The organism is Loktanella sp. F6476L, from assembly GCF_023015725.1.
Classification (GTDB): domain Bacteria; phylum Pseudomonadota; class Alphaproteobacteria; order Rhodobacterales; family Rhodobacteraceae; genus Yoonia.
Genome location: NZ_JALKAR010000003.1, coordinates 94287 through 119071, shown reverse-complemented (window position 1 = coordinate 119071; position 24785 = coordinate 94287). Strand labels below are relative to the sequence as shown.

General features: G+C 56.5%; 25 protein-coding genes. 18 read left to right on the top strand and 7 right to left on the bottom strand.

Annotated elements, in window-relative coordinates; all coding sequences use genetic code 11:
* The first annotated feature begins 10 nt into the window (after positions 1 to 10).
* Positions 11 to 1705, top strand: a complete 1695-nt coding sequence (locus tag MWU61_RS08405; protein ID WP_247127865.1) for an ABC transporter permease subunit — start codon at positions 11 to 13, stop codon at positions 1703 to 1705.
* Positions 1698 to 2336, top strand: coding sequence for an ATP-binding cassette domain-containing protein (locus MWU61_RS08400; RefSeq protein ID WP_247127864.1), 639 nt, complete (start codon positions 1698 to 1700; stop codon positions 2334 to 2336). Before MWU61_RS08405 ends, MWU61_RS08400 begins: the two co-directional genes overlap by 8 nt.
* Positions 2337 to 2411: 75 nt before the next feature.
* Here the strand turns inward: MWU61_RS08400 and crtC are convergent, their stop codons facing one another.
* Both crtC and crtD read right to left on the bottom strand, forming a co-directional pair.
* Entirely contained in the window at positions 2412 to 3281 is an 870-nt protein-coding gene (gene crtC / locus MWU61_RS08395) for a carotenoid 1,2-hydratase (RefSeq protein WP_247128124.1), read from the bottom strand.
* Positions 3278 to 4783 (bottom strand): 1-hydroxycarotenoid 3,4-desaturase CrtD, encoded by a 1506-nt coding sequence (gene crtD / locus MWU61_RS08390; protein ID WP_247127863.1) that lies wholly within the window; start codon positions 4781 to 4783, stop codon positions 3278 to 3280. The genes crtC and crtD overlap by 4 nt, the downstream gene beginning before the upstream one ends.
* Positions 4784 to 4877: 94 nt before the next feature.
* Here crtD and MWU61_RS08385 point away from each other — a divergent pair, with 94 nt between their 5' ends.
* From MWU61_RS08385 to dxs, 14 genes are all read left to right on the top strand, one after another.
* On the top strand, positions 4878 to 5756 hold the full coding sequence (locus MWU61_RS08385) for a polyprenyl synthetase family protein (RefSeq protein WP_247127862.1): 879 nt from the start codon (positions 4878 to 4880) through the stop codon (positions 5754 to 5756).
* Positions 5756 to 6898 carry a methyltransferase gene (locus MWU61_RS08380; protein ID WP_247127861.1) on the top strand — a complete coding sequence of 381 codons (1143 nt, stop codon included), beginning with the start codon at positions 5756 to 5758 and terminating at the stop codon, positions 6896 to 6898. The genes MWU61_RS08385 and MWU61_RS08380 overlap by 1 nt, the downstream gene beginning before the upstream one ends.
* Before the next feature lie 104 nt (positions 6899 to 7002).
* Entirely contained in the window at positions 7003 to 7941 is a 939-nt protein-coding gene (bchC, locus tag MWU61_RS08375; RefSeq protein WP_247127860.1) for a chlorophyll synthesis pathway protein BchC, read from the top strand.
* Positions 7938 to 8939: a chlorophyllide a reductase iron protein subunit X gene (locus tag MWU61_RS08370; protein WP_247127859.1), complete on the top strand. Its 1002-nt coding sequence runs from the start codon at positions 7938 to 7940 to the stop codon at positions 8937 to 8939. The genes bchC and MWU61_RS08370 overlap by 4 nt, the downstream gene beginning before the upstream one ends.
* Positions 8929 to 9072 (top strand): hypothetical protein, encoded by a 144-nt coding sequence (locus MWU61_RS08365; RefSeq protein WP_247127858.1) that lies wholly within the window; start codon positions 8929 to 8931, stop codon positions 9070 to 9072. The genes MWU61_RS08370 and MWU61_RS08365 overlap by 11 nt, the downstream gene beginning before the upstream one ends.
* Entirely contained in the window at positions 9062 to 10645 is a 1584-nt protein-coding gene (bchY, locus tag MWU61_RS08360; protein WP_247127857.1) for a chlorophyllide a reductase subunit Y, read from the top strand. The genes MWU61_RS08365 and bchY overlap by 11 nt, the downstream gene beginning before the upstream one ends.
* On the top strand, positions 10645 to 12105 hold the full coding sequence (gene bchZ / locus MWU61_RS08355; RefSeq protein ID WP_247127856.1) for a chlorophyllide a reductase subunit Z: 1461 nt from the start codon (positions 10645 to 10647) through the stop codon (positions 12103 to 12105). The genes bchY and bchZ overlap by 1 nt, the downstream gene beginning before the upstream one ends.
* Positions 12102 to 12326 carry a cytochrome PufQ gene (gene pufQ / locus MWU61_RS08350; protein ID WP_247127855.1) on the top strand — a complete coding sequence of 75 codons (225 nt, stop codon included), beginning with the start codon at positions 12102 to 12104 and terminating at the stop codon, positions 12324 to 12326. Before bchZ ends, pufQ begins: the two co-directional genes overlap by 4 nt.
* A gap of 122 nt (positions 12327 to 12448) precedes the next feature.
* Positions 12449 to 12607 carry a light-harvesting antenna LH1, beta subunit gene (gene pufB / locus MWU61_RS08345; RefSeq protein WP_247127854.1) on the top strand — a complete coding sequence of 53 codons (159 nt, stop codon included), beginning with the start codon at positions 12449 to 12451 and terminating at the stop codon, positions 12605 to 12607.
* 12 nt (positions 12608 to 12619) lie between these two features.
* Positions 12620 to 12784: a light-harvesting antenna LH1, alpha subunit gene (gene pufA / locus MWU61_RS08340; protein WP_247127853.1), complete on the top strand. Its 165-nt coding sequence runs from the start codon at positions 12620 to 12622 to the stop codon at positions 12782 to 12784.
* 128 nt (positions 12785 to 12912) lie between these two features.
* Positions 12913 to 13761 carry a photosynthetic reaction center subunit L gene (gene pufL / locus MWU61_RS08335; protein WP_247127852.1) on the top strand — a complete coding sequence of 283 codons (849 nt, stop codon included), beginning with the start codon at positions 12913 to 12915 and terminating at the stop codon, positions 13759 to 13761.
* Entirely contained in the window at positions 13754 to 14680 is a 927-nt protein-coding gene (pufM, locus tag MWU61_RS08330; RefSeq protein WP_247127851.1) for a photosynthetic reaction center subunit M, read from the top strand. The genes pufL and pufM overlap by 8 nt, the downstream gene beginning before the upstream one ends.
* 11 nt (positions 14681 to 14691) lie before the next feature.
* Entirely contained in the window at positions 14692 to 14928 is a 237-nt protein-coding gene (pufX, locus tag MWU61_RS08325) for an RC-LH1 core complex protein PufX (RefSeq protein WP_247127850.1), read from the top strand.
* A 188-nt stretch (positions 14929 to 15116) separates the two neighbouring features.
* Complete coding sequence (dxs, locus tag MWU61_RS08320) at positions 15117 to 17039, top strand: 1-deoxy-D-xylulose-5-phosphate synthase (RefSeq protein ID WP_247127849.1); 1923 nt, start codon at positions 15117 to 15119, stop codon at positions 17037 to 17039.
* Here the strand turns inward: dxs and MWU61_RS08315 are convergent.
* From MWU61_RS08315 to chlG, 5 genes are all read right to left on the bottom strand, one after another.
* Positions 17032 to 18135 carry a methyl-accepting chemotaxis protein gene (locus MWU61_RS08315; RefSeq protein ID WP_247127848.1) on the bottom strand — a complete coding sequence of 368 codons (1104 nt, stop codon included), beginning with the start codon at positions 18133 to 18135 and terminating at the stop codon, positions 17032 to 17034. The genes dxs and MWU61_RS08315 overlap by 8 nt on opposite strands.
* Before the next feature lie 68 nt (positions 18136 to 18203).
* Entirely contained in the window at positions 18204 to 18737 is a 534-nt protein-coding gene (idi, locus tag MWU61_RS08310; RefSeq protein WP_247127847.1) for an isopentenyl-diphosphate Delta-isomerase, read from the bottom strand.
* Positions 18734 to 19915 (bottom strand): geranylgeranyl diphosphate reductase, encoded by a 1182-nt coding sequence (locus tag MWU61_RS08305; RefSeq protein WP_247127846.1) that lies wholly within the window; start codon positions 19913 to 19915, stop codon positions 18734 to 18736. The genes idi and MWU61_RS08305 overlap by 4 nt, the downstream gene beginning before the upstream one ends.
* A gap of 2 nt (positions 19916 to 19917) precedes the next feature.
* Positions 19918 to 21198, bottom strand: a complete 1281-nt coding sequence (locus tag MWU61_RS08300; RefSeq protein WP_247127845.1) for a BCD family MFS transporter — start codon at positions 21196 to 21198, stop codon at positions 19918 to 19920.
* A 1-nt stretch (position 21199) separates the two neighbouring features.
* Positions 21200 to 22105 (bottom strand): chlorophyll synthase ChlG, encoded by a 906-nt coding sequence (chlG, locus tag MWU61_RS08295; protein WP_247127844.1) that lies wholly within the window; start codon positions 22103 to 22105, stop codon positions 21200 to 21202.
* Between the two features lie 144 nt (positions 22106 to 22249).
* Between chlG and MWU61_RS08290 the strand changes: the two genes are divergently transcribed.
* Entirely contained in the window at positions 22250 to 23938 is a 1689-nt protein-coding gene (locus tag MWU61_RS08290; protein WP_247127843.1) for a glycosyltransferase family 4 protein, read from the top strand.
* A gap of 57 nt (positions 23939 to 23995) precedes the next feature.
* Positions 23996 to 24781: a hypothetical protein gene (locus MWU61_RS08285; protein WP_247127842.1), complete on the top strand. Its 786-nt coding sequence runs from the start codon at positions 23996 to 23998 to the stop codon at positions 24779 to 24781.
* Positions 24782 to 24785 lie beyond the last annotated feature (4 nt).

Genomic DNA, 24785 nt, shown 5'->3' with positions numbered 1-24785 from the left:
GGCTACATAAATGAAGTCCCGCCGTTTTCTACCAATCCTGCCCGCGCTGACGCTATTGGCGATGCTTGGGCCGGTTTTGGCGGGTCTGTACGGAACTGTTTTACCGGCATTCGGACACTTGCCAGCGGCAGGTGAAACGGGCCCAAACCTGAATGCGTTCCGCGCGTTATTCGATTGGCCGGGCTTGGCAGACGCCGCACGGCTATCGGTGACGACAGGTCTGCTGGCAACCGCGATATCGTTGCTGATTGTCATGCTCATCACCGCAGGTTGGTCCGGCACACCCGCCTTCCGCGCGCTCGAACGTCTGCTGTCACCGCTGCTTTCTGTCCCACATGCGGCAGCGGCCTTCGGTCTCGCGTTTATCATTGCGCCATCAGGATGGATCGCGCGTCTGTTTTCGCCTTGGCTAACAGGCTGGGACCGCCCACCCGACCTGTTGATCGTACAAGACGAATGGGGACTGGCCCTGACGCTCGGCATGATCACCAAAGAGGTGCCATTCCTGTTGCTCATGACCCTCGCGGCGCTGGGCCAAGCTGACGCCGCGCGGTCCGTGACCATCGCACAAGCCTTAGGGTACAGCCGCATGACCGGATGGCTGAAAACGGTGTTTCCAAGGGTCTATGCCCAAATCAAATTACCGATCTACGTCGTGTTGGCCTACGCAATGTCGGTCGTGGATGTCGCGGTGATCTTGGGGCCGAATACGCCGCCCACGCTATCCGTCCAAATCGTCAAATGGATGTCGGATCCCGACCTTGCCATGCGTCTACAGGCCGCCGCGGCAGCGCTTGTGCAACTTGGTATTGTCATCGGTGTGCTCGCCTTTTGGTGGTGCGGTGAAAAGGTGGTAGCGGCACTGGGCAGGCGTTGGATCGCAGCGGGCGGTCGCGGTCGCGCAGACCGCGTGATCAGCGGCATCGCGATGGTGCTAGGCACGACATCCGCCCTCATGATCCTACTCGGCATTACGATCCTCGCAACATGGTCGTTCGCCGCACAATGGAGCTTCCCAAACGCGCTTCCCGATTCCTTCACGTTGCGTTCATGGATGCGACATGGACCGGGGACAACCGACGCCTTGATCGAAACGGCGATCATTGCGATCACGACGACCTTTATCGCCATCACGCTGACCATTGGCTGTCTTGAGGCCGAATGCCGTTACAATCTCAAGTTCGGTAAAATCGGCACATGGCTGTTGTATCTACCGCTCCTCATTCCGCAAATCGCCTTCCTGCCGGGTCTACAAACATTGTTCCTCAATGTGGGGGCCAGCGTCGGGCGTTGGCCGGTCATCGCGGCACACCTAATTTTTGTTTTGCCCTACGTTTTCTTATCGTTAGCTGATCCATTCCGCGCGTGGGATCCACGCATTGACACCATCGCAGCAGCATTGGGAAGCAGTCCGGACCGTATTCTGTGGCGGATCAGATTACCGATGCTTTTGCGTCCGATATTGACGGCGATGGCCGTCGGGATCGCGGTGTCTGTGGGGCAATATCTGGCAACATTGCTGATCGGCGGCGGACGTGTCGCAACACTCACGACTGAAGCACTGGCGCTTGCATCAGGCGGCGATCGGCGCGCAATCGGGGCATACGGATTGATGCAAACAGGTGCGGCACTGGTACCTTTTGCTCTGGCGCTTCTGATCCCGACATTGGTCTGGCGGAACCGAAAAGGATTACGACATGGATAAAGGTTTGACGCTATCGGACGTGCAGATCCACAAGGACAACAAACCCTTGGTCGGTGTGTCGCGGCACATCGCACCAGGCGAAGTTTTGACGATCATGGGGCCTTCTGGCGTCGGGAAATCGACGTTGCTTGCTTTCGTGACTGGTACGTTAGCGTCTGATTTCAAATCAACCGGAGCGGTCATTTTGAACGGCAAAGACATCACCGCAACGCCACCGCATCTGCGGCGCGTCGGTATTTTGTTCCAAGACGATTTGCTGTTCCCACATCTTTCTGTCGGGGCGAACTTGTCGTTCGGATTGCCGCCCGGCGGCAGCAAATCAGCGCGCAACGCAAAGGTGGATGAAGCGCTGCAAGAAGTAGGCCTAGACGGTTTCGCAGATCGCGATCCCGCGACGCTTTCAGGTGGACAAAAAGCACGGGTGGCATTGATGCGCATGCTGCTGTCCGAACCCTGTGCGCTGTTGCTTGATGAACCGTTCTCTCGGCTCGATACTGCGTTGCGCGCGCAGGTCCGCGAGATGGTGTTCGCGCGGGCCAAGGCACGGGCGCTGCCGATCTTGATGGTCACCCATGATGCCGAAGACGCGCAGGCGGCAGGCGGCGACATCATCGTTCTCGAAGCAAACTAGATTTCGGTCCGCATACAGTCCCTCGGGCGTTAACACATTGTAACCGCAACGGGCGTCTTTCCCGCGGGGAAGGTTTCACCACGCCCAACCCGCCCGACGCGGAACACGACAGGCCAGCATCGGTTTCAGGAACGGCGATCTGAAACGGTCCAAATCCAATGCTTCATGCACGCCGGTGACGACTTCGCCATTGATTTGGGTTTGAACTGCAGACCGCGAATAGAATGGCGCATCTAGCATCGGCAGCACTTGTTTAGGCACGACGCCGACGTCGGCCCGCGTCGTGCGTTTGACCTGCCAAAGTGACCGTTTGAATGGCACCGCTGGCGGTGCGCCAATCAACTGCGCAGCGCCCGTTTGGTCAAATGCAATTGCGGTATCAATGACAGTGCCATCGCGCCGTTGGGCATCATAGATACAGGTCGCACCGACAGCAGTCGGATACCGTCCCCATGTCCAAAATGAAAAGTCTGTTTCAAGCGCACGTATCCCGAAGTTCGCATCGAAATACCCGTGCCCGTCCCATTTCCACCCCTCCGCTTCCAGCGCCACTGATATGTCGCTATCCGGCGCAAATGGCCGCCAGATATGTGCGCCATCTTCGGTCAGCGCCAATTCCACAGATGTGATCGCTTTGGGTGTCACAGTGATTGTCCCTCGCACGCGTGACACAAGCGGTAAGCTGCTGATCTCGTTGATCGAAATGATCAGCTTTTCACCATCCCAGTGCATCTCTGATGGGCCAACTTGCAGCGTGTCAGCGGACGTGCGCAGCGCGTCGCGCCCCCTGTCCGTCATGGTGAAACGCCCACCCTTGCCATAGGTCGCAACGTTGATGCAGCAGTGGTTCGCAGGGTCACGCCGCCCTGACCATTTGTACCACGGCGAAAAAACCGACCCGATAAAGCCGATGACGGAAACGGCCTTTGTCCCGCACGCGCTTATGCCGTCGACATACCACCATGCATAGCCGTCTGGCGGAACCGCAAGGTCAAAGTAAGGTCGGTCATGATCGCGTCTGCCACGTGGCGCCCTGAGAGCGTCGCCATCGGCACCCCCGCCCCCGGATGTGCCCCGCCGCCGCACAGGTACAGCCCCTTGATCCGGGTGCGTGCCGTCGGACGTTTGAAAGCTGCCATCATCCCATGTGGGGACCGCCCGTAAAGGGACCCCAGACTGCCGGGAAACAGCGTTGCAAAGTCTTGTGGCGTGGTCAGCGCGTTCACTGGCGGCGCGTGATCGAACGTGAGGCCAAATGCCTTTAACCTTTGGAAAGTCTGCGCGTGACATTCTGCGATCTCCTTTGGCGATTGCGACAGATCGGGTGGTGCGTTGCGAATAATCTCAAAGCGGCCCGGACCTGTTTCGGGGTGGTCCTGCGAACACAGATAAAGGGTCGCATCATCAGGTGTGCGTCCGGCGGATAGGGCTTCAAATTCGGCGCGTTCTTTCTGCGCGAAAAACACCGTGTGATGCTCTAAAGGTATGCCTTTCGGGGTCGCGGCAAAGGTATGAACATGTGCCGACAGGCTCCTTGGTGCGACGGACACTTCTGGCACGGCTGACGTGATTGCGTCGCCCAGCAGGCCCGTTTGCAAAGCGTGGGGGTCGCCGTTGAAAATGACAGCGTCAGCACAGATGCGCCCTGTAGGGGTCTCGACGCCAGCGACCCGCCCGCCTTGTTGGCTGATCCGCAATGCTGGTGTGTCGTAATGAAACGTCGCGCCTTTCGTCTCTGCTAGGGCCGCGATTGTCTGCGGGATCTGGTGCATGCCACCCTTGACCGACCAAACCCCTGCGGCTTCCGCATGCCAGATCAGCGAAAGAATGGCTGGCGACTGAAACGGTGATCCGCCGACATATGTGGCGTACCGGCCAAAGAGCTGCACCAATTTCGGATCGCTGAAAGAGTTGCGCAGCAATGTATGCAACGACTGGTGCGGGGCCATGTCAGCCACCAGTTTCGGTTGTCGCAAGACGCATTTCGCAAGAGTAATCGACTGCGGCGATGGATGCTGCATCATCGGTGCGTCAAAAGCCGAAAACAGACGTTTCGCGCGGTCTGAAAAGGTCAGAAATTCTGCGCGGGCGCGGATGCCGAAGGCTTGTTTGATCTCCTCGGCTGACGCGTCGATATCTGCCATCAGGTCAAGCGTTTGACCGTCGTCCCAATAGTGGCGCGCCAAGGTATCAAGTGGTTGTAACGTGATGTGGTCGCCTAGTGTTTCGCCCACATCCGCGAACAGATCTTCGAACACATGTTTCATCGTCAACACGGTTGGACCCGCATCAATCGGCCCCGCAGCAGAGGGCACCGTCCGCATTTTCCCGCCCGGTCCGCTGTGGGCTTCCAACACCGTCACCTCATAGCCCGCGTGCGACAACCGCAGCGCTGCGGCTAACCCGCCGATGCCCGCGCCTATGATGATGACCGATGGTGTTTTCATGACTGCTCCTGTCCAGAGTGTTGACTCGTTGCGGCAATATGTCCAGTTTAGTTTACATATACGCTGTCATGCGTAAGTGACACACGAGGATATCATGAAGATAGCGGAACGGATCGACGCGACGATGGCAGACGCTATTCGGTCGGGGCAGGGCGGGGTCGCGCCAGCCAAATTGTCCGCTGCGCTGAACTATGCGGTCACGCCGGGTGGTGCGCGCATTCGACCGACGATCTTGACGTCGGTTGCATTGGCCTGTGGTGACGACAGGCCCGCGTTGACAAATGCCGCTGGCGTGGCGCTTGAACTTATTCATTGCGCCAGCCTCGTGCACGACGATCTGCCTTGCTTCGATGATGCGGACATGCGGCGCGGTAAACCTGCACTGCACAAAGCGTTTTCCGAACCGCTGGCGGTTTTGGCGGGCGATAGTTTGATTGTCATGGGGTTTCAGATTTTGGCCCGCGCTGCAGGTGATATGCCACAGCGTACCTTGGGCCTGATTGATATCTTGGGCACCCGAACGGGAATGCCCTTTGGGATTTGTGCGGGGCAGGGATGGGAAAGCGAAGCGACGATTGACCTTTCCGCCTATCACCAAGCGAAAACAGGTGCATTGTTCATCGCGGCGACGCAGATGGGGGCGGTGGCCGCTGGACAAGAACCGGCACCCTGGGAAGAATTGGGTGCGCGTATCGGCGAGGCGTTTCAGGTCGCCGACGATTTGCGGGACGCCTTGTGTGACGAAGCAACGTTGGGCAAACCCGCAGGTCAGGATGATCTGCATGGGCGTCCAAATGCTGTTGCTGTTTATGGTGTGCAGGGTGCGATCCAACGGTTCGATAACATTTTGGGCGGGGCAATTTCGTCTATTCCCGCTTGTCCGGGGGAAGCCGCCTTGGCTCAAATGGTGCGCGCTTATGCGGATCGCTTGGTTCCTGCAGATGCACGACGGCCGCGTGTTGCGGGCGAATAATGGCGGACACCGCATTTCCAGCCGATAAGTTAACCACGCAGAGCGGACCTAAGACCAGCCGCTGGTTGCGTCTTCTGGCGAACCCGAAATTCCAGACATGGGCGGCGCGTTTCCCGCCGACGCGACGGTTGGTGCGGCGCGAAGGCGAGGCGATGTTTGATATCGTCGCGGGGTTTTGTCATGCGCAGATTTTGCAGGCCGTCGTAAAATTTCAATTGCCTGATTTGCTGCTTGAACAACCAATGCCAGCCGATGCGCTGGCATGTGCTTGCAACGTTCCGATTGAACGGATGATTGTCCTAATCAACGGCGCTGCTGCGCTAAAGCTGGTCAAGGTACGACGCGACGGCTTGATCGGTTTGACGAGCAGGGGGGCAGCGCTTGCTGGGGTGCCTGGTCTACAAGGGATGATCGCCCATCATGATGTCCTTTACCGTGATTTATCTGATCCAGTTGCATTTTTTCGCGGTGAAACCGAAACAGAACTAGCCGCTTTTTGGCCTTACGTGTTCGGCGCAGATGGCGCGACGGATGCGTCAGTCACCGCGCGCTATTCGGAATTGATGGCTGATAGCCAGTCGTTGGTCGCCGCCGACACATTGGATGTTGTCCCGCTTCACGGGGTGCGCCGTTTGATGGATGTTGGCGGTGGAACGGGTGCGTTTTTGTCTGCTGTCGGCGCGCGCTATGGCGATGTGAACCTGACGCTGTTTGACCTGCCTGCCGTTGCGCCTTTTGCGCAGGATCGATTCGAAAAGCTTGGTTTGACCGGTCGCACGCGCATCGTTTCGGGGTCATTTCGCGACGATCCTTTGCCCGATGATGCTGACATGATCAGTCTGGTGCGGGTGCTTTACGATCACGACGACGACACAGTTCGGCGGCTCTTACGTGTGGTTTTTGCGGCGTTGCCGGCAGCCGGACGGGTCCTGATTTCTGAACCGATGACGGGCGGGGCACAGCCGGAAAAGGCCGGAGACGCCTATTTCGCACTGTATTGCATGGCGATGCGTACAGGACGCGCGCGGTCGTCTGCCGAAATCGCAGGGTTACTATCCGATGCAGGTTTCACCGATGTCCAAATCCCCCGTGCGAAGCGTCCTTTCATCACGTCAGCGGTTGTCGCTGTAAAGCCAGCCTGACACAAGCGATGTCCATAATGATTGACATAATGATGTGTCAGGCTAAACTGACACAAAGACAAAATGTCGCATCGTGATTCACGCACCGCGACGGGGAGAAATAGTTGGAAACGCAGGCGGTTATCTTAAACGCATCGGGCAAGCTTGATCTTAATGTCGTGGGTGTGACGCCGCCAACTGCGACTGATATTGTTGTCGCCGTCCGCCATTCTGGCATCTCTAGCGGTACTGAAAAATTGTTCTGGTCAGGTGACATGCCGCCATTTCCGGGCATGGGTTACCCGTTGATCCCGGGTTACGAAGCGGCTGGTGAGGTCGTCGAGGCGGGGCGCGATTCCGGTTTTCGGGTCGGCGAACATGTATTTGTACCGGGTGCCAGTTGTTACGAAGGTGCCTTTGGTCTGTTTGGCGCTGCCGCGGCGACGCTTGTCACCGATGCGGATCGTGTGACGCGGATTGATCGCGGTCTGGGGGCCGCTGGCGCATTGCTGGCGCTTGCTGCGACTGCGCGACATGCCATGGCTGGTGAAGGAAAGGCTGTCCCTGACCTGATCGTCGGGCACGGTGTCTTGGGGCGGCTATTGGCCCGTTTGACGGTTGCTGCCGGTGCGCCTGCCCCGACAGTTTGGGAAATTGATCCGGCTCGCATGCATGGGGCGGCGGGGTACGATGTTGTGCGCCCCGCAGATGACGCGCGCCGCGACTACCGGTCGATCTACGATGCCTCCGGTGATGCCAGCCTGTTGAATGACCTGATGGGTCGTATCGCGAAGGGCGGTGAGATTGTTCTGGCGGGTTTTTATACGGCCCCGATCAGCTTTGCGTTTCCGCCTGCCTTTATGAAAGAGGCGCGTTTGCGGATCGCGTCAGAATGGGTCGCTGACGATATGGCCGCGACGAAGGCTTTGGTCGAAAGCGGGACGTTGCGCCTTGATGACCTGATCACCCACACCGACACGGCTGCCAATGCGCCGGACGCTTACACGACGGCGTTCACGGACCCCGCATGCCTGAAGATGATTTTGAATTGGAGCGCTGCATGAAGGATGAAATCCCGAACCTGAAGGACTACGACCAAGCGCTCCGTGATGAAGCGGCGGAGCCGTCGTTGGAAGTACCGCAGGGCGAACCAACCTCAAAAACGCAGATCATCGCGATTTACGGCAAAGGCGGGATCGGCAAATCGTTCACGCTCGCGAACCTGTCACACATGATGGCTGAAATGGGCAAGCGCGTGCTGCTGATCGGGTGTGATCCCAAGTCAGATACGACCAGTCTGCTTTTCGGCGGTAAAGCCTGCCCCACGATCATCGAAACCTCTGCGAAAAAGAAGATCGCGGGCGAAGAGGTCAAGATCGGTGATGTCTGTTTCAAGCGCGGTGGCGTATTTGCAATGGAACTGGGCGGGCCCGAGGTCGGGCGCGGTTGTGGTGGTCGCGGGATCATTCACGGGTTCGAATTGCTCGAAAAATTAGGATTCCACGATTGGGACTTTGATTATGTGTTGCTCGATTTCCTGGGCGACGTTGTTTGCGGCGGCTTCGGTCTGCCGATTGCGCGCGATATGGCGCAGAAAGTTATTCTTGTAGGCTCTAATGATTTACAATCGCTATATGTTGCTAACAATGTCTGTTCGGCAGTCGAATACTTCCGCAAGCTTGGAGGTAACGTTGGGGTTGCCGGTCTTGTTATTAACAAGGACGATGGAACAGGCGAAGCGCAAGCATTCGCCAAAGCTGTAGATATTCCCGTTCTTGCGGCGATCCCGCAGGACGACGATCTTCGTAAAAAATCAGCAAATTATCAAATCGTTGGCACCAAACAAAGCCAATGGGGTGAAATGTTTGAAAGACTGGCAGAGGCCGTTGGCGTAGCCCCACCCGTCCGGCCAACACCGCTGGATCAAGACGGTTTGTTGGGCCTTTTCGATGCCAAAGATACCGGCGCGGATTACCAACTGATCCCTGCAACTGACATCGATATGCGCGGCAAAAACGCGAAACCCAAAGAAAGCTTGGAGGTCATCTATGATGAAGTCTGAGTCTGAAATTGTAGATATCTCAAACATCTACGCGTTGTTGCTGCGAGCCATGCCAGAAATCGCGACGCGTCTGCAACAAGATGATCGCGAAACCGAAAATCGGCCAGAAACACAGCGTGCTCATGACAGCTGATACCGACATCCAAGGTTATGACGTGGGCTATGATGCCGCCGGAAACGTGCAGATCACGGCTGGTGGCGGGCGGTCAAACGTCGATGAAACCACAGCCCTTCAAGGCGGATGCACTGCTGGCGCTGCAACGATGAAAGCTGCCGCAGTCGCTGCCGGTCAATCTGAAATGCTGGACCAATTCGCTCGCGACTACCCGCAAGGCCCCCACGATCAACCGCAATCCATGTGCCCTGCCTTTGGGTCGTTGCGCGTTGGGCTGCGAATGAAACGCGTGGCGACAGTGCTGAGCGGGTCGGCGTGTTGCGTTTATGGGCTGACGTTCGTGTCCCATTTTTACGGCGCGCGACGGTCCGTAGGTTATGTGCCGTTCAATTCGGAAACACTGGTGACGGGCAAGTTGTTCGAAGACATTCGCGCCAGCGTCCACGACATGGCCGATCCCGACAAATACGACGCGATTGTTGTGACGAACCTATGTGTGCCAACCGCGTCTGGCGTGCCATTGCGGCTTTTGCCTAAGGAAATCAACGGCGTCAGGATCGTTGGGATTGATGTGCCGGGTTTCGGCATTCCCACGCACGCCGAAGCGAAAGATGTCCTCGCGGGCGCCATGCTGAGCTACGCGCGCGAAGAAATTAACGCAGGACCGGTCCAAGCGCCCGTTGGCGGAAAATCTGATCGGCCGACCGTCACCTTGTTAGGCGAAATGTTCCCTGCGGACCCAATGATGATTGGTGCGATGTTGGCCCCGATGGGCCTTGCCGCTGGTCCAACCGTGCCGACACGCGAATGGCGCGAACTATATGCGGCACTTGATTGCGGCGCAGTTGCCGCGATCCATCCGTTCTACACCGCGTCGATCCGCGCATTTCAGGCGGCAGGTCGTCCGGTTGTCGGGTCCGCGCCTGTTGGCCACGACGGGACGGCGGCGTGGCTCGCGGGGATTGGTGACGCGTTTAATATCAAACCGGATCAAATCGCAGCCGCGCAGAACGCGTTTTTGCCTGCAATCAAAGGTGCACTGGCTGGTGCCCAGATCAATGGAACAATCACGCTGTCCGGTTACGAAGGGTCCGAACTGTTGGTGGCCCGCCTGCTAATCGAAAGCGGCGCGCAGGTGCCATATGTCGGCACGGCCTGCCCGATAACACCTTGGTCTGCTGATGACGCAGCATGGCTTGAAGCCAAAGGTGTTACCGTGAAATTCCGTGCGTCGCTCGAGGATGATCTGGCTGCAGTTGATGCGATTAAACCCGATCTTGCGATTGGTACGACGCCTGTCGTCCAGCACGCCAAAGAACGCGCTATTCCATCGCTTTACTTCACGAACTTGATTTCTGCGCGTCCTTTGATGGGGCCTGCCGGGGCAGGGTCGCTTGCGCAAGTGGTCAACGCGGCCATCAACGGCGCAGAGAAAATGAACAAGATGAAGGCGTTTTTTGAAGGTGTCGGCGCGGGCGACACAGCTGGCGTTTGGTCAGATAACCCGAATTTGCGTCCAGATTTCCGTGCCGCACATCAAAAGAAGATCGACAAAGCAGCCCGCGTCGCCAAAGCGCAGGAGATGATCTGATGCTTGTCACCGATCATGATCGCGCGGGCGGATATTGGGGCGCTGTTTACGCATTTTGCGCCGTCAAAGGCCTGCAAGTGGTGATCGACGGCCCAGTCGGCTGCGAAAATCTGCCTGTGACGTCCGTCTTGCATTACACCGACGGCCTGCCGCCGCACGAATTGCCGATTGTCGTAACTGGCCTTGGCGAAACCGAGATGGGCGAAGGCACCGAAGAAGCGATGAAACGCGCTTGGGACGTGCTTGATCCCGCTTTGCCCGCCGTCGTTGTGACAGGGTCAATTGCCGAAATGATCGGTGGCGGGGTCACCCCGCAAGGCACAAATATCCAACGGTTTTTGCCACGCACGATTGATGAAGATCAGTGGGAATGTGCGGATCGTGCGATGACGTGGATCTTTGCGGAATTTGGCATGACCAAGGGCCGGATGCCGCCGGAAAAGAAGCGCGACGAAGACGCAAAGCCGCGCGTGAATATCCTTGGGCCGATGTATGGCACGTTCAATATGCCGTCCGATTTGGCAGAGATACGGCGTCTGGTCGAAGGCATCGGCGCCAAGATCAACATGGTCATGCCGCTGGGTGCGCATCTGGCTGAAATGCGCAATCTGGTGAACGCGGACGTCAACATCTGCATGTACCGCGAATTCGGGCGTGGCTTGGCCGAAGTGTTGGGGAAACCCTATCTTCAAGCGCCGTTTGGAATCGATTCAACGACAAAATTCCTGCGCAGTTTGGGCGATCTTACGGGCCTCGACCCTGAACCGTTCATTGCGCGTGAGAAGCATTCGACGATCAAACCCGTGTGGGATTTGTGGCGGTCCGTTACGCAGGATTTCTTTGCGACTGCTGAATTCGGCATCGTCGCGTCCGAAACCTACACGCGTGGCGTCCGCAATTATCTTGAAGGCGATCTTGGGTTTCCCTGCGCGTTTGCGGTGTCGCGGTGTCGCGGTAAGAAGACCAATAACGACGAAGTCCGCAATCTGATCCACACAACGCGGCCCTTGGTTGTTTTAGGGTCGATCAACGAAAAAATGTATATGGCAGAAATGAAAGCGGGCTTTGGGCCTGCGCCGAATTTCATTCCTGCCAGCTTTCCCGGCGCGGCGATCCGGCGACATACCGGGACGCCTTTCATGGGCTACAGCGGTGCGACGTATCTGTTGCAAGAGGTCTGTAATGGGCTGTTTGACAGCCTGTTCCATATCCTGCCGCTGGCTACGGATATGGACGAAACGGATGCCACTTTGACGCCCTTGCGGCGCGATTTTCCTTGGGATGCAGATGCGCAGGCCAAGTTGGATCAGATCGTAGCATCGCATCCAATACTCACACGAATTTCCGCAGCGAAAACGCTGCGTGATGCGGCTGAACGGGCCGCTCTCGATGCAGGGGCCGACCGCGTGGTTCTGGAAACTGTCGAGACTTTGCAGACTTCAACGGGAGGACGATCATGACCGATTTCACCACAGATGCGCCGCTGGTGCGCGAAAAGACGGCCCCGCCGACGCGTGAATACTACGTCTATTTCGGCATCATCTTTCTGGCGACATTGCCGCTGTCGGCTTTGACGTGGACGCTGACCGCTGCGCGTCAAATGGCCTTTCCGGACAAAGGCCCAGTCGCACGGGCATGGACCCAAGCCCGCATCATTACGCCGCATATTTTCTCGGCCTGAGATCACTGCGCATAGTTTCGTCGTCCCCCCTCGGTACGGCGGATTAGGGCAGGGGATGAGCCCCTGTCGTAACCCAGCCGCGGGGGGTGCGCGGTGTCAGAACCAATATTTGGAGACAAAACATGGCTGACAAATCTGACCTGTCTTTCACAGGTCTCACTGACGAGCAGGCCCAGGAGCTGCACTCAGTCTATATGAGCGGTTTCGCGATCTTCACGATCGTCGCGGTCGTCGCTCATTTTCTGACGTACATCAAGCTCCCTTGGTTTGCTTGGGGTTAAGGAGACCTATCGATGGCACAGTTCTATAAGATCTGGTTGGTATTCGACCCGCGCCGCGTGTTCGTGGCACAGGGCGTATTCCTATTCTTGCTAGCTGCGATGATTCATCTCGTCCTGCTCAGCAACCCCCAGACAAATTGGTTCGAGCGCGCATTCGCAGTTGAAGCTGCTGAATAAGCGCCTCGTGATCCTTCAAAAAAGCTGCGGGCGGACAACATCTGCCCGCCCGTAGCAAACACCAATGAAGAGAGCGACAGGACAGGCCCGGCGTGGCCGCGCGGCCTGTCATGGATGGAGTAAGACACATGGCGCAACTCAGTTTTGAGAGAAAGTATCGCGTCAAGGGCGGCACCCTGTTGGGTGGGGACCTGTTCGACTTCTGGGTTGGCCCGTTTTACGTGGGCTTCTTTGGGGTCACCACGTTCTTTTTCGCAGTCCTTGGGACGATTTTGATTTTTTACGGGGCCAGCCAAGGCCCGACGTGGAACCCGTGGTTGATATCAATTAACCCGCCACCGCTTGAATACGGCTTAGGCGCCGCACCGCTATTGGAAGGCGGCTTGTGGCAGTTGATTACGATTTGCGCAGTTGGCGCTTTTAGCAGCTGGGCGTTGCGCGAAGTTGAGATTTGTCGCAAATTAGGCATGGGAATACATGTTCCTTTAGCATTTAGTGTCGCAATCCTTGCCTACGTCACACTCGTCGTCATCCGTCCGGTGTTGCTGGGCGCATGGGGGCACGCGTTCCCATACGGTATTTTCAGCCACCTCGATTGGGTGAACAACGTGGGCTACGCCTACGGCAACTTTCACTATAATCCGGCCCATATGATCGCGATCTCGTTCTTCTGGATCACGGCTGTGGCATTGGCGCTACATGGATCGCTGGTCTTGTCTGCGGTGAACACGCCGAAGGGCACAGAGATTAAATCACCTGATCACGAAGACACCTATTTCCGCGATCTGATCGGCTATTCGATCGGGCCATTGGGTATTCACCGGCTTGGCCTTTTCCTCGCGTTAAGCGCTGGGTTCTGGTCGGCGGTCTGCATCGTGATTTCAGGCACCGTCTGGTTCGATGTGTGGGCTGACTGGTGGTATTGGTATGTCGACCTGCCGTGGTGGGTCAATCTGGAGGGCGGCATCAATGGCTGAGTATCAGAACATCTTCACGCAAGTTCAGGTTCAAGGGCCTGCTGAAATGGGCGTCTCTGGCGGTGCAACCACCGACAGAGAACGGACTAAAAGTGCGGGCTTTTCCACCATAGCTGGGTGGTTCGGAAATGCCCAATTGGGTCCCGTTCATCTTGGGTCATACGGGCTTGTTGCGGTCGTATCTTTTGCGGCGTGGTTCTTCATCATCGGGATGAATTTCTGGGCGCAGGCGGGTTACCACCCCGGTGTCTTTGCCCGCGACCTGTTCTACTTTTCACTCGAACCGCCCGGTCCTGAATATGGTCTCGGGTTTGCGCCCCTTGCCGAAGGCGGTTGGTGGCTAATCGCCAGCTTCTTCTTCCTCGTCGGCTGCTGCACATGGTGGATCCGTACGTACAATCGGGCCGCAGCCCTTGGCATGGGGATGCACGTCGCTTGGGCCTTTACCGCCCTTCTGTGGTTGATCTTTGTGTTGAACTTGATCCGGCCGATCATGATGGGCAGTTGGTCAGAGGCAGTGCCTTACGGCATCTTCAGTCACCTTGATTGGACGAACCTGTTCTCCATCACGCACGGCAACCTGTTCTACAATCCGTTCCACGCGCTTTCGATTGCGTTCTTGTACGGATCAGCCCTGCTGTTTGCGATGCACGGCGCGACGATCCTTGCGGTCAGCCGTTTTGGTGGGGAACGCGAGATCGAACAAATCGTGGATCGCGGAACAGCGTCCGAACGGGCCGCATTGTTCTGGCGCTGGACCATGGGCTTTAACGCCACGATGGAAGGTATCCATCGTTGGGCGTGGTGGTTCGCCGTGTTGACGCCATTGACTGGCGGGATCGGCATTCTGCTGTCCGGCACGGTTGTTGAAAATTGGTTTGTCTGGGCGCAGATCCACGGCTTTGCCCCTGTGAATTAAGGAGAAACGCAATGAGCGACGATAATGATATCCTTGGCACGGACGGGCGCAGCCGACTGACAGCCGACATCACCTTTTTGATGCTCAAGGGTGGGGGGTACGCCTTGGTATTTTGCCTCGCACTTTGGTTGCTGTTCGCAGTCTTGGTCGGCATCAGCAAGGTCTTGCCGGAAGACAGCAAATTCAATCCTGATCCTAACTTGCAAGGGTCGCTTGCTCTGCCCACGGCACCCTTGCTGATCACGTAAAGCATTGGTCGCCGGCGGCGCAGATGCCACCGCCTGCGACCTACGCCGTCGGGCCACCCTCCCTGGTCGGTCCGTCTTGAGAGGGTCCACACCCTTTCAGTTCCCTCCTGTTGGCTACAGGATCTTGGCGTCGCAACTTTAGATTTTCTATCGGTGCGGCGCCTTTTTCATTGCGAAAGGTGGCTCCAATGAACCGTTTTCCGACGCCGTTCCTCAATAAAATCGCAGGCCCCGCTGACCTGAAAGGGTTGCCTGATAGCGCTTTGAAATCACTCGCCGACGAAGTGCGTAACGAAGTCATCGAAGCTGTATCGCAAACTGGTGGCCATCTTGGATCGTCATTGGGCGTGGTGGAATTGGCCGTCGCGATCCACGCGGTGTTTGATACGCCGCGGGACAAATTGGTCTGGGATGTTGGGCATCAGTGCTACCCCCATAAGATACTGACGGGCAGGCGTGACCGCATGACGACACTGCGCCAAGAAGGCGGACTGTCCGGTTTCACAAAACGCGCCGAAAGCGACTATGATCCATTTGGCGCGGCGCATTCATCGACCTCTATTTCGGCCGCACTTGGCTTTACTGTCGGGCGGGATATGGGAATGCCGACGGGTGACGCAATTGCGGTCATCGGCGATGGATCAATCAGCGCAGGCATGGCCTATGAAGCGATGAACAACGCGGGTTCCGAAGGGCGGCGCATGTTTGTCATTCTCAACGATAACGAGATGTCGATCGCGCCACCCGTGGGTGCGATGTCGAAATATATGTCTTCGCTTTACGCATCACCTTTGGGCGATATGCATCGTATGGCCGAAGGGTTCGAGGCCGCTCTTCCTGGTCCAATCCGTGACCACGCGCGACGGGCACGGCAGTTGGTCACGGGTGCGACGGGCGGGCAAAGCACGTTATTCGAAGAGCTTGGTTTTTCTTACATTGGTCCAATAGATGGCCACGATATGGACCAAGTGTTGCAGGTATTGCGGACTGCCAAAACACGGGCAACTGGCCCTGTTTTGATTCACGCCTGTACAGTGAAAGGCAAGGGGTACGCGCCTGCAGAAAGCAGCAATGATAAATACCACGGTGTGTCCAAATTTGATGTTGGCACGGGCCAGCAGGCGAAATCCCGTCCTAATGCGCCAAGTTATACGAAGATTTTTGGAGGCGCATTAACCGTTGAGGCGCAGCATGATCCTACAATTGTGGCAGTGACTGCGGCAATGCCGTCCGGTACCGGCCTTGATATCATGGCCAATTCATTCCCCAAAAGGGTCTTCGATGTCGGGATTGCCGAACAGCACGGGGTGACCTTTGCAGCGGGAATGGCTGCCAGCGGGTTGAAACCATTTTGCGCGATCTATTCCACCTTTTTGCAACGGGGATACGATCAGGTTGTGCATGATGTTGCTTTGCAAAATTTGCCCGTACGCTTTGCGATTGATCGGGCGGGATTGGTCGGGGCGGATGGGCCGACCCATGCGGGTGCCTTTGACATCGGCTATCTGACTGCCTTGCCCAACATGGTGCTCATGGCTGCTGGCGATGAAGCAGAACTGATGTCTATGGTGCGAACAGCGGCCGCCCACGATTCCGGCCCTATTGCATTCCGGTATCCGCGTGGCGAAGGCGAAGGTGTCACTTTGCCCGCACGTGGCGAAGTTCTTGAAATCGGCAAAGGGCGCATTGTCCAGCAGGGCGAAGACCTTGCGATTTTGTCGTTCGGGGCGCATCTCGGCGAAAGCAAAAAGGCCGCCCAATTGATTGAGGCGCAAGGGTATTCAGTCACAATTGCTGATGCGAGATTTGCAAAGCCGTTGGATCATAAAATGATCACCGACTTGGTGCGGCAACACCGGGCGCTGGTGACTGTCGAACAGGGCGCGAAAGGCGGGTTTGGCGCGATGGTCCTTCATCTGCTGGCCAATGACGGGTTTCTTGATGGGCGTTGCCAAGTGCGGACCATGACTTTGCCAGACCGTTTCATTGATCAAGCTGCGCCAGATGCGATGTACGCCGACGCAGGGTTGGCTGCCGTCGATATTGCCGCGTCAGCGCTGCAAGCGATGGGTCAGAGGGCACATCGTGGTCGTGCGTCTGTTTCTAGCTAGCTGTCCGAAAAGTGAAGTCAGTGGGTGCCAAATATCGCAATGCGTCTTCGCAAAGTGCGATGTTATGCGCAGATCCGGTGACGGCTGCTTCGGTATTGGCTTTGATTTGACTGACATCGCGCGTCAATGACGCAAAGCTGGGAAGCTGGGCAGCAATGTTGGCGCGGAAGCTGGATAACTGTTGGCCAAGCCCGTTGATTTCCTGTTCAGCGCCTTCCGCGACTAGAACGCTGCTATCAGTCTGGGAATACGCCTGCCGCAATCGTGTTTCCACGCTGCTCACTTGACTGGTTAGTCTTTCAAGCGTGTCTTCTAATGTTCCCAAGACATTCGCAATCGTTGCGGTGTCGATGTTCGATTGTTCAGCCAGCGCACGTACTTCTTCAGCGATAACGCTAAAACCCCGACCGGCGTCACCTGCGCGTGCTGCTTCAACAGATGCGTTCAGCGACAAGAGGCGCACTTTCATACCCAATTCGTTCAGTGCTGCGGTTGCGTCCTTTACAGACGCAAACTGAGCCGAAAAATCACGCGCAATCGCGATGAACTTGGTTACGTCTTCAACAACATTTGCGGTGTCTTGGCGCAGATCGCTGATGCTGGTTGTTACCTGATGTGCATTGGTCTGTACGGTTTGAATTGCGGACGAAGTGTTGTCCGCATCTGCGCTAAGATGGCTCACATCGTCATTTATTTTTTCGCACCTCTGAATGAGATCATCGATGAATTGCACCCGTTCGGTCGATGATGTGTTCACGCGCAGTGCGTTGCTCTTAATTTCTGAAATTGTCGCCTGTGCATTGGTGAAATCGAAACTCGGTTCGGGTTCAGCTTGGGGTGCAGGCACGGCAAATTCAGGCTTGAGTATCAATGTTTCAGGTTGATCAGGTGCAATCTTATCTGGCTGGGGTTGGCCCGCCAAAACAGTTGCGATAACGACCAGAAATGGCATCGCAGCAGCGAAACCGATCTGAAGCCAATCCAACGTCGCAGTGTCGGTCAGTGCGTCAAATTGAGTCAAAGCGGTCGAAACCACAGTTGCTAGAACGGAAAAGAGCAGCGCGTAAAGAAGGATTCCGTTGGATATTCTTGGCACGGGGAATCACCTGAATTAGGATAATTTTGGTGATAATCCTCCAGAAACCATAAGGTGGCGTTAACGGCCTAACCGACACGCGCCATATCGCCAAAAATAAGCGACATATGGTCTGCTAAATAGATCCGCAGCCATGGCGTATATTTATCGGGATGCCGCTCAACCTCTGCGGCTAGATCGTAGATATCAACCCAACGCGTCGCCATGACTTCATCCGGGTTTGGCGCAATGTTCAAATCCGACTGTGCTTCAGCCACGAACACCGCCACGACTTCGTGTTCGATGAGGCCGTCACCGACATCCGCGCGATATTCGATGGTGTCTTTGTAAACCGGAAATAGACCCTTAATACCAAGCTCTTCGTCCAGCCGGCGCACGGCGCAATCGGCGTCGTTTTCGTCCCAATCCGGATGGGTGCAACACGTATTCGCCCACAGGCCCGGCGTATGGTATTTGTGCATTGCGCGCTGCTGGATCAGAACGCGCCCTTGGTTCATGACAAACACACTCACGGCCTTATGCTTTAGCCCGCGCACATGTGCGTCCAGCTTTTCAACAGGCGTCAACGTGCCGTTTACCCAGGCCGGGATCATGATCGTCATGTGCGCAGTACGGAAACCAGTCCAGAGAGATGTGCCAAGTTTTTCAGTCCGATTTTTAAATGGGCCATTGGGCGGGCCTTCACAAGCTTCTTGTTCATATAAGCCTCAAAGGTCAGCTTTTGCACGTCGACATCATGACACAGGGACACAAAACGTTCGCGGCGTTCGTCGGAACGGTAATACGCATTTTGCATCGCACCCAAAACCCTGAACACTTGCTTATGTTCGCGCATGAACAGCTTCCGCGCCAGTTGCAGGTCTTTGACGCGTCCGGACGCCAGGCTGGCCGCAGCAGCCGTCGCCGCAACACGTCCCCCGACCATAGCGTAATAAATGCCTTCGCCAGATGAAGGCGCGACAACACCGGCGGCATCGCCAGCGAGCACAACATCCTTGCCATTGTCCCACCGTTCCAAGGGTTTCAAAGGGATCGGCGCGCCTTCTTTGCGGATGGTTTTGCAGTCCGTCAGTCCGGCGGTTTCGCGCAAGGATGCGGTTGCAACTTTCACGTCAACAGACTTGATCATTGACCCCATTCCGATGCTGGCCTGCCCACCGTGCGGGAATATCCAGCCGTAAAAGTCAGGCGAAATCGCGCCATCATAGATCACATCGCAGCGCTCCGGATCGTATGTTGCTGTCTTTTTCGGTGCTTCAATAATCTCGTGATAGGCAATGACATAAGGGATTTTGTCACCGCCGGGGACTTCGGCTTTGGCGACATTGGACCGCGCGCCATCCGCGCCAATGACAAGTTTGGTTGTCAGTTTCGTGGTATTGCCGCCGATTTTGTCGCGGAACAGAACATGCGTACCCTCCGCATCACGTTCAATTTTTGTAAATGTTCCCGTGTAAGGATGCACGCCAGCGGCGACCGCGCGTTTGCGCAGGAAGGGGTCAAAACTTTCGCGATCCACCATCCCTACAAAGCCGTTTTCAATTGGGATATCGACGTGGCGTTGCGTTGGGGAAATCATGCGAGCCGTATTCACTTTGGCGACGATCATGTCGTCTGGGATAAAGAAATCAGCGATTAGGCGTGGTGGGATTGCCCCGCCGCATGGTTTGATCCGTCCATCACGATCAATCATCGCGACCTTGTGCCCAGACCTTGCGAGGTCTTCAGCTGCGGTCGCACCAGACGGGCCACCGCCAACAACAACAACGTCATATGTCATGATTATTCCCCCGGAACCATTGCAGCCCGTGGCGGGCTGCGGTCCATAATTTTTGCAGCCATCAATGTGGCCGCGATGAACAATGCGCCTTCAAATATGAAAACGAATCCAAACGCTTGGGCGTCTGTCGTTGCAAGGCGCAACAAATCGACCATCGCCGCACCAATCAGGCCGCCAAATCCGGCGGCGACAGCCTGTGCCGCCCCCCAAAGACCCATGCGGGTGCCTTCGCGTTGTGTGTGGCCTTCGCCTGCCAGTGCCATCATCGACCCAATGGCCGCGACCGCGAACATGCCGTTAAAGAACCCGAGCGTTACGACCGCTGGCATCAATGGCGCACCCGGCCCGATAGGGCCAAGTAAAGTGATCACGGCTAATGCTGCGGCCGATCCCATACAGCCCGCCATGACCCAATTGCGCAATGATCCGCGTTTGAACCCCGTTGCAATGATCCCAACTGTCAGCATCCCGATGAAAACGCCGCCGTTTTGCGCGCCTGACAAGGACGTCGATTCACCCGGCGTGAAGGCAAAAACCAAACCAGCATAGGGTTCGAGGATGAGTTCTTGCATGAAATATGCGGTCATCGACAGAAAGACGAACAATGTGAAGTTTCGGGCTTTTGGTTCCGACCAAACGTCGTGCATGCCGTCCCAAAACGGTGTTGCGTCAGGCGTGCGCACAATCGCAAGCCTTCTTTCGATGCCCCAGACGGCGAGCACGGTGATCACGACTGCTCCGGTCACCACAACGCCTACGATTTTCAGCAAAAGTGCGGGCGTGTATGGATCAAGCAGTGTTCCGACGACGCCCGCCGTCACAGCGATCCCAAAGATCATCATGAGCCATGTAATTGTCGCGGCTGCCGCCCTGCGCATCGGTGCGGTTGTCGTCGCCAATAGCGCCAAAAGCGATGTACCTGACGCACCAACGCCAAGCCCGATCAATGCGTAGGCAACGATCGAAAGCGCCATCCCAAATGCAAAAGATGTGGCCAAAACCAGCACGCCGACCGCCGCCAGCATTGCGCCTGCGGCCAAAGCAACCATCCCGCCAATGATCCATTGCGTGCGGTGTCCGCCTGCGTCCGATGCGAACCCCCATTTAGGTCGCGTCATTTGGATGCCGTAATGCAGCGCGACCAGTAAGCCGGGCAAAACGGCAGGCAGCGATAGCTCGACAACCATCAACCGGTTCAGCGTGGATGTGGTCAACACAACAATCGACCCAAGCGCCATTTGCACGATGCCAAGTCTTACAATCTGAAGCCATGATAATGTCATTTTAAATGCCCCGCAGTGCAAAGGCGGCGATCATCATGCCGCTGATGTAAAAGAGAATTCCCATGCCTTGATACCAAGGAGTCCGCCCTTCAGGGTCGCGCAGCAGCACCCGCATGGCACCCATTTGAATGCCCAGCATGGCGACGATACCAAGCGCGTGGAACGGTTTACCCCAGACGGCCAACATTGCGATCACAGCGACTTGGGGCGCGACCATAACGATACAGGCGATCCGCGCAGCTTTGTCTGCGCCTAACATCACAGGCAGCGATGAAAGACCCATTTGGCGATCACCGCGAATGGCCTTGAAATCGTTCAGCGTCATGATCCCATGCGCGCCGATCCCGTAGAGCAGCGCAATTAGCAGAACCGGCCCGCTTGGGGCTCCGGCGGACATAACCGCAGCCCCCGTGACCCAAGGCAACGTTTCGTAGGCAAGCCCGCACAATCCGGGGCCCCAGACGCCGGACTTCTTCGCCCGAATAGGCTCTGCGGAATATGCCCATGCAGCGATAACCGCGAGGATCGTTGCGCCAAACCCCCAAGGCCCCAGCAGTGACCCGACCCAAAGTGATAGAACCGTCATAAAAAGGGCGATCCACAGGCCCCACGTTCCGGGGATGCGTCCGGACGGAATGGGGCGATCCGGTTCGTTGATCGCGTCCACGAAACGGTCGCACCAATCATTCGCGGCTTGGGACATGCCGCATACGATTGGACCAGCAAGCACGATGCCCAAGATCACCAGACCCCAGCGTCCCGAAGGAATCGCGCCTGCGGACACAACACCGCATAGGTAAGCCCACATCGGCGGAAACCACGTGACGGGTTTGATCAGTTGCAACACCGCGCGGGGCTGCGGGTATCGCCGTGTGGGCGAGATCTGTAAGGTGGATGTGACGCTCATGTGTCAATTAAAGTGGACATACTGAGTCTATGCAAGTGTAAATTGAAGTTTACACATGTCGCCCGCAACGCGTCCTTGGTCCAGCCTGCTTGATCGCAAAGCGATTTGTGGACACAGTGGGACGTCACTGTTTTAGGTTTTGTCATGTCTCGTTCTACATCACCGACTGCGTTTTTCTTCCATGCGGATGCGATCGAAGGCGATGGGCGCGACCTTGTTGGTCGCCGATCTGCGGGGCAATCGTTTCTTCGTGGCTACCTTGATCATGCGGCTGACAATCCGGTCCATGTTTTGGCGCAAAAGAAACGCGATATCGAAACATTTCAGACCGTCGCGCGCAATTTAGGATCGCAAAGCGATATCGACGGGCTGACATTGCGCGGACGCGATGACTTTACCCGTTTTGGCACCGTCTTTTTTCCGGGTCCGGGCTATCTTGATGCGGCGTGGCGCAGGCAACATCTGGATGTGACGGCCTGTTCGCTTGTGGGGATCACGCATACGGTGTCGACCAAGCGGGTGATGGACAGCCTGTTTCACCTGATGTTGCAGCCGATCAAACCATGGGATGCGCTGATTTGCACATCGCGTGCCGTGCAATCAGTGGTGCAAACGCAATTGGATCAGCAGGTCGATTACATCAAAGCGCATTTTGGCGCGTCGCGCGTCACAGTCCCGCAGTTGCCGGTGATCCCGTTGGGCATTCATGCGGCAGATTTTGCGCATGAACCTGATGCAAGGGGAACACTTCGCGATACTTACGGTGCGACCGAAGACACAGTCGTCGTCATGTCGATGGGCCGCCTGACGGTCGTGGAAAAGGCAAACCCGATCCCGTTGTTCATGGCCTTGGAGGAGATCGCGAAAGCGACTGGCAAAGACATCCAGTTCTGGCTCGTCGGCTGGGCCAGTACGCCGGATGAACATCAATTGCACGTGGATGGTGCGGCCACTTTTTGCCCTTCTGTCACGGTGCACATAATTGATGGTCGCGATGCGGATATTCGTCGGACGATCTGGTCTGGTGCCGACATCTTCACGCTGCCCGTTGATAATATCCAGGAAACCTTTGGCCTCGTTCCTGTCGAAGCCATGGCCGCTGGTCTGCCCGTGGTGATGCCAGATTGGGACGGGTTCCGCGACACGGTGGTGAACGGTGAAACCGGATTTCTGATCCCGACGATGATGGCTCCGGCCAGCGGGATTGGGCGTGATATCGCAAGGCGTTTCGCGAATGGCACCGATGGATACTTGCAATATCTGATGATGATCGAACAACAGACGGTTATCGATATGCGGGCCTATGTGACGGCATTGACCGCATTGATCCTGAACCCGGATTTACGGCAGCGGATGGGACAAGCAGGGGTAAGGCATGTGCGATCAAATCTGGATTGGACAAATGTTGTGCCGCGCTACCAAGAACTCGCCGACGAACTGGCGCAAATGCGCGGGGCTGCGGGCGCTGACGATGCAGGCACGAGGGCTACCAATCCGACGGAGATTGATCCTTTCGCGCTTTATGCCAGTTATCCAACACAATCGGCGCAGCCGACCGTCACGGTCACCCATCGTAAACCATTGACGGCTGAGGCATTGCATTTGCTGGATAGCCTAAACGGGCGTCATCTATATCGCCGACGTTTGCTCCCCGATGCCCAAACGCTGCGGATCGCGGAACTGGTGGCGCAAGCGGGGGCAACTGATGCGGCTCAGGTCGCGCAACAGGCGGGTGTTTCGTTGCCCGCGACGCTTGGAACGCTTTTGTTTCTCGCGAAATACGATTTCCTTACCATTGACGGCTTAGAACAAAATAACGCCCGAATTGGGTGATATTCACCCGTCTAAGCTGCAAAAAGTAGCATTGAAGAGCAGTAAAAGGGACAGCACATGCAGTTGTCAGTGAATTTTGAAAATACCCGCGGAACAGAACCGGGGTCTGGACCCGTGCAGGTCGGGTGGTTTTTGACCACTCAAAAGGGCGGCATCATTTACGATCCACCGACCCGTGTCCGATCCGCTGACGTGAACAAGAAGCACGCGAAATCCGCGTCGCGTTGTCCGGCTGTGATCAATCTGGAAAGCCGGTATTTCGCGATCAAATGTCCCTTCGACATCAACATCGGTTTTGCGCGCGATAAAGATGGCAAACCTGTACTGCGTAACTTGTCTGGCGAAGCAAGCGCCGTGCGGGCCAGCAAGCTTGGCCAAAAATTGCACATCACGAATGAAGTCGAATGGCGTTACCCCGGTGTGCCGTCGATCCAGCTGGAATTGCCCTACGTCTTTATCGCGGATGAAGGGGTCTACATGTCGCAGGTTGCGCCATTCATGCATTACGCCAAAGAACCACTCCCCGGCACGATCTTCGGTGGACGGTTCCCGATCAATGTCTGGCCGCGTCCATTGATGTGGGCTTTTGAATGGCACGACACCAGCAAACCGATCAAAATTAACCGCGGTGATCCGTTGTTTTACGCTACTTTTGAAACGATGCCGCAAGACCGCAGCGTTGTCGTGTCCGAGGTCGAAGTCACACCCGAACTGACCGACTACATGGAACTGATTTCGGGTGCGGTGAATTACGTGAACCAGACGTTTTCGCTGTTCGAAGCGGCAGAGGCGCGACGCCCTGAAACGCTCGTGAAGCCCATCAAATGTAAGTCGGGCGGTTAAACGA

Excerpts from the sequence above, each read along its gene's own strand:
- crtD (WP_247127863.1), bottom strand. The coding sequence starts at position 4,783 with ATGAAAACACCATCGGTCATCATCATAGGCGCGGGCATCGGCGGGTTA.
- pufL (WP_247127852.1), top strand. The coding sequence starts at position 12,913 with ATGGCGCAACTCAGTTTTGAGAGAAAGTATCGCGTCAAGGGCGGCACC.
- bchY (WP_247127857.1), top strand. The coding sequence starts at position 9,062 with ATGACAGCTGATACCGACATCCAAGGTTATGACGTGGGCTATGATGCC.
- MWU61_RS08305 (WP_247127846.1), bottom strand. The coding sequence starts at position 19,915 with ATGACATATGACGTTGTTGTTGTTGGCGGTGGCCCGTCTGGTGCGACC.
- MWU61_RS08285 (WP_247127842.1), top strand. The coding sequence starts at position 23,996 with ATGCAGTTGTCAGTGAATTTTGAAAATACCCGCGGAACAGAACCGGGG.
- MWU61_RS08300 (WP_247127845.1), bottom strand. The coding sequence starts at position 21,198 with ATGACATTATCATGGCTTCAGATTGTAAGACTTGGCATCGTGCAAATG.
- pufX (WP_247127850.1), top strand. The coding sequence starts at position 14,692 with ATGAGCGACGATAATGATATCCTTGGCACGGACGGGCGCAGCCGACTG.
- pufA (WP_247127853.1), top strand. The coding sequence starts at position 12,620 with ATGGCACAGTTCTATAAGATCTGGTTGGTATTCGACCCGCGCCGCGTG.
- pufB (WP_247127854.1), top strand. The coding sequence starts at position 12,449 with ATGGCTGACAAATCTGACCTGTCTTTCACAGGTCTCACTGACGAGCAG.
- pufM (WP_247127851.1), top strand. The coding sequence starts at position 13,754 with ATGGCTGAGTATCAGAACATCTTCACGCAAGTTCAGGTTCAAGGGCCT.
- chlG (WP_247127844.1), bottom strand. The coding sequence starts at position 22,105 with ATGAGCGTCACATCCACCTTACAGATCTCGCCCACACGGCGATACCCG.
- bchZ (WP_247127856.1), top strand. The coding sequence starts at position 10,645 with ATGCTTGTCACCGATCATGATCGCGCGGGCGGATATTGGGGCGCTGTT.
- MWU61_RS08370 (WP_247127859.1), top strand. The coding sequence starts at position 7,938 with ATGAAGGATGAAATCCCGAACCTGAAGGACTACGACCAAGCGCTCCGT.
- MWU61_RS08290 (WP_247127843.1), top strand. The coding sequence starts at position 22,250 with ATGTCTCGTTCTACATCACCGACTGCGTTTTTCTTCCATGCGGATGCG.
- pufQ (WP_247127855.1), top strand. The coding sequence starts at position 12,102 with ATGACCGATTTCACCACAGATGCGCCGCTGGTGCGCGAAAAGACGGCC.
- idi (WP_247127847.1), bottom strand. The coding sequence starts at position 18,737 with ATGACGATCATGATCCCGGCCTGGGTAAACGGCACGTTGACGCCTGTT.
- MWU61_RS08380 (WP_247127861.1), top strand. The coding sequence starts at position 5,756 with ATGGCGGACACCGCATTTCCAGCCGATAAGTTAACCACGCAGAGCGGA.
- dxs (WP_247127849.1), top strand. The coding sequence starts at position 15,117 with ATGAACCGTTTTCCGACGCCGTTCCTCAATAAAATCGCAGGCCCCGCT.
- MWU61_RS08405 (WP_247127865.1), top strand. The coding sequence starts at position 11 with ATGAAGTCCCGCCGTTTTCTACCAATCCTGCCCGCGCTGACGCTATTG.
- MWU61_RS08400 (WP_247127864.1), top strand. The coding sequence starts at position 1,698 with ATGGATAAAGGTTTGACGCTATCGGACGTGCAGATCCACAAGGACAAC.
- MWU61_RS08365 (WP_247127858.1), top strand. The coding sequence starts at position 8,929 with ATGAAGTCTGAGTCTGAAATTGTAGATATCTCAAACATCTACGCGTTG.
- MWU61_RS08385 (WP_247127862.1), top strand. The coding sequence starts at position 4,878 with ATGAAGATAGCGGAACGGATCGACGCGACGATGGCAGACGCTATTCGG.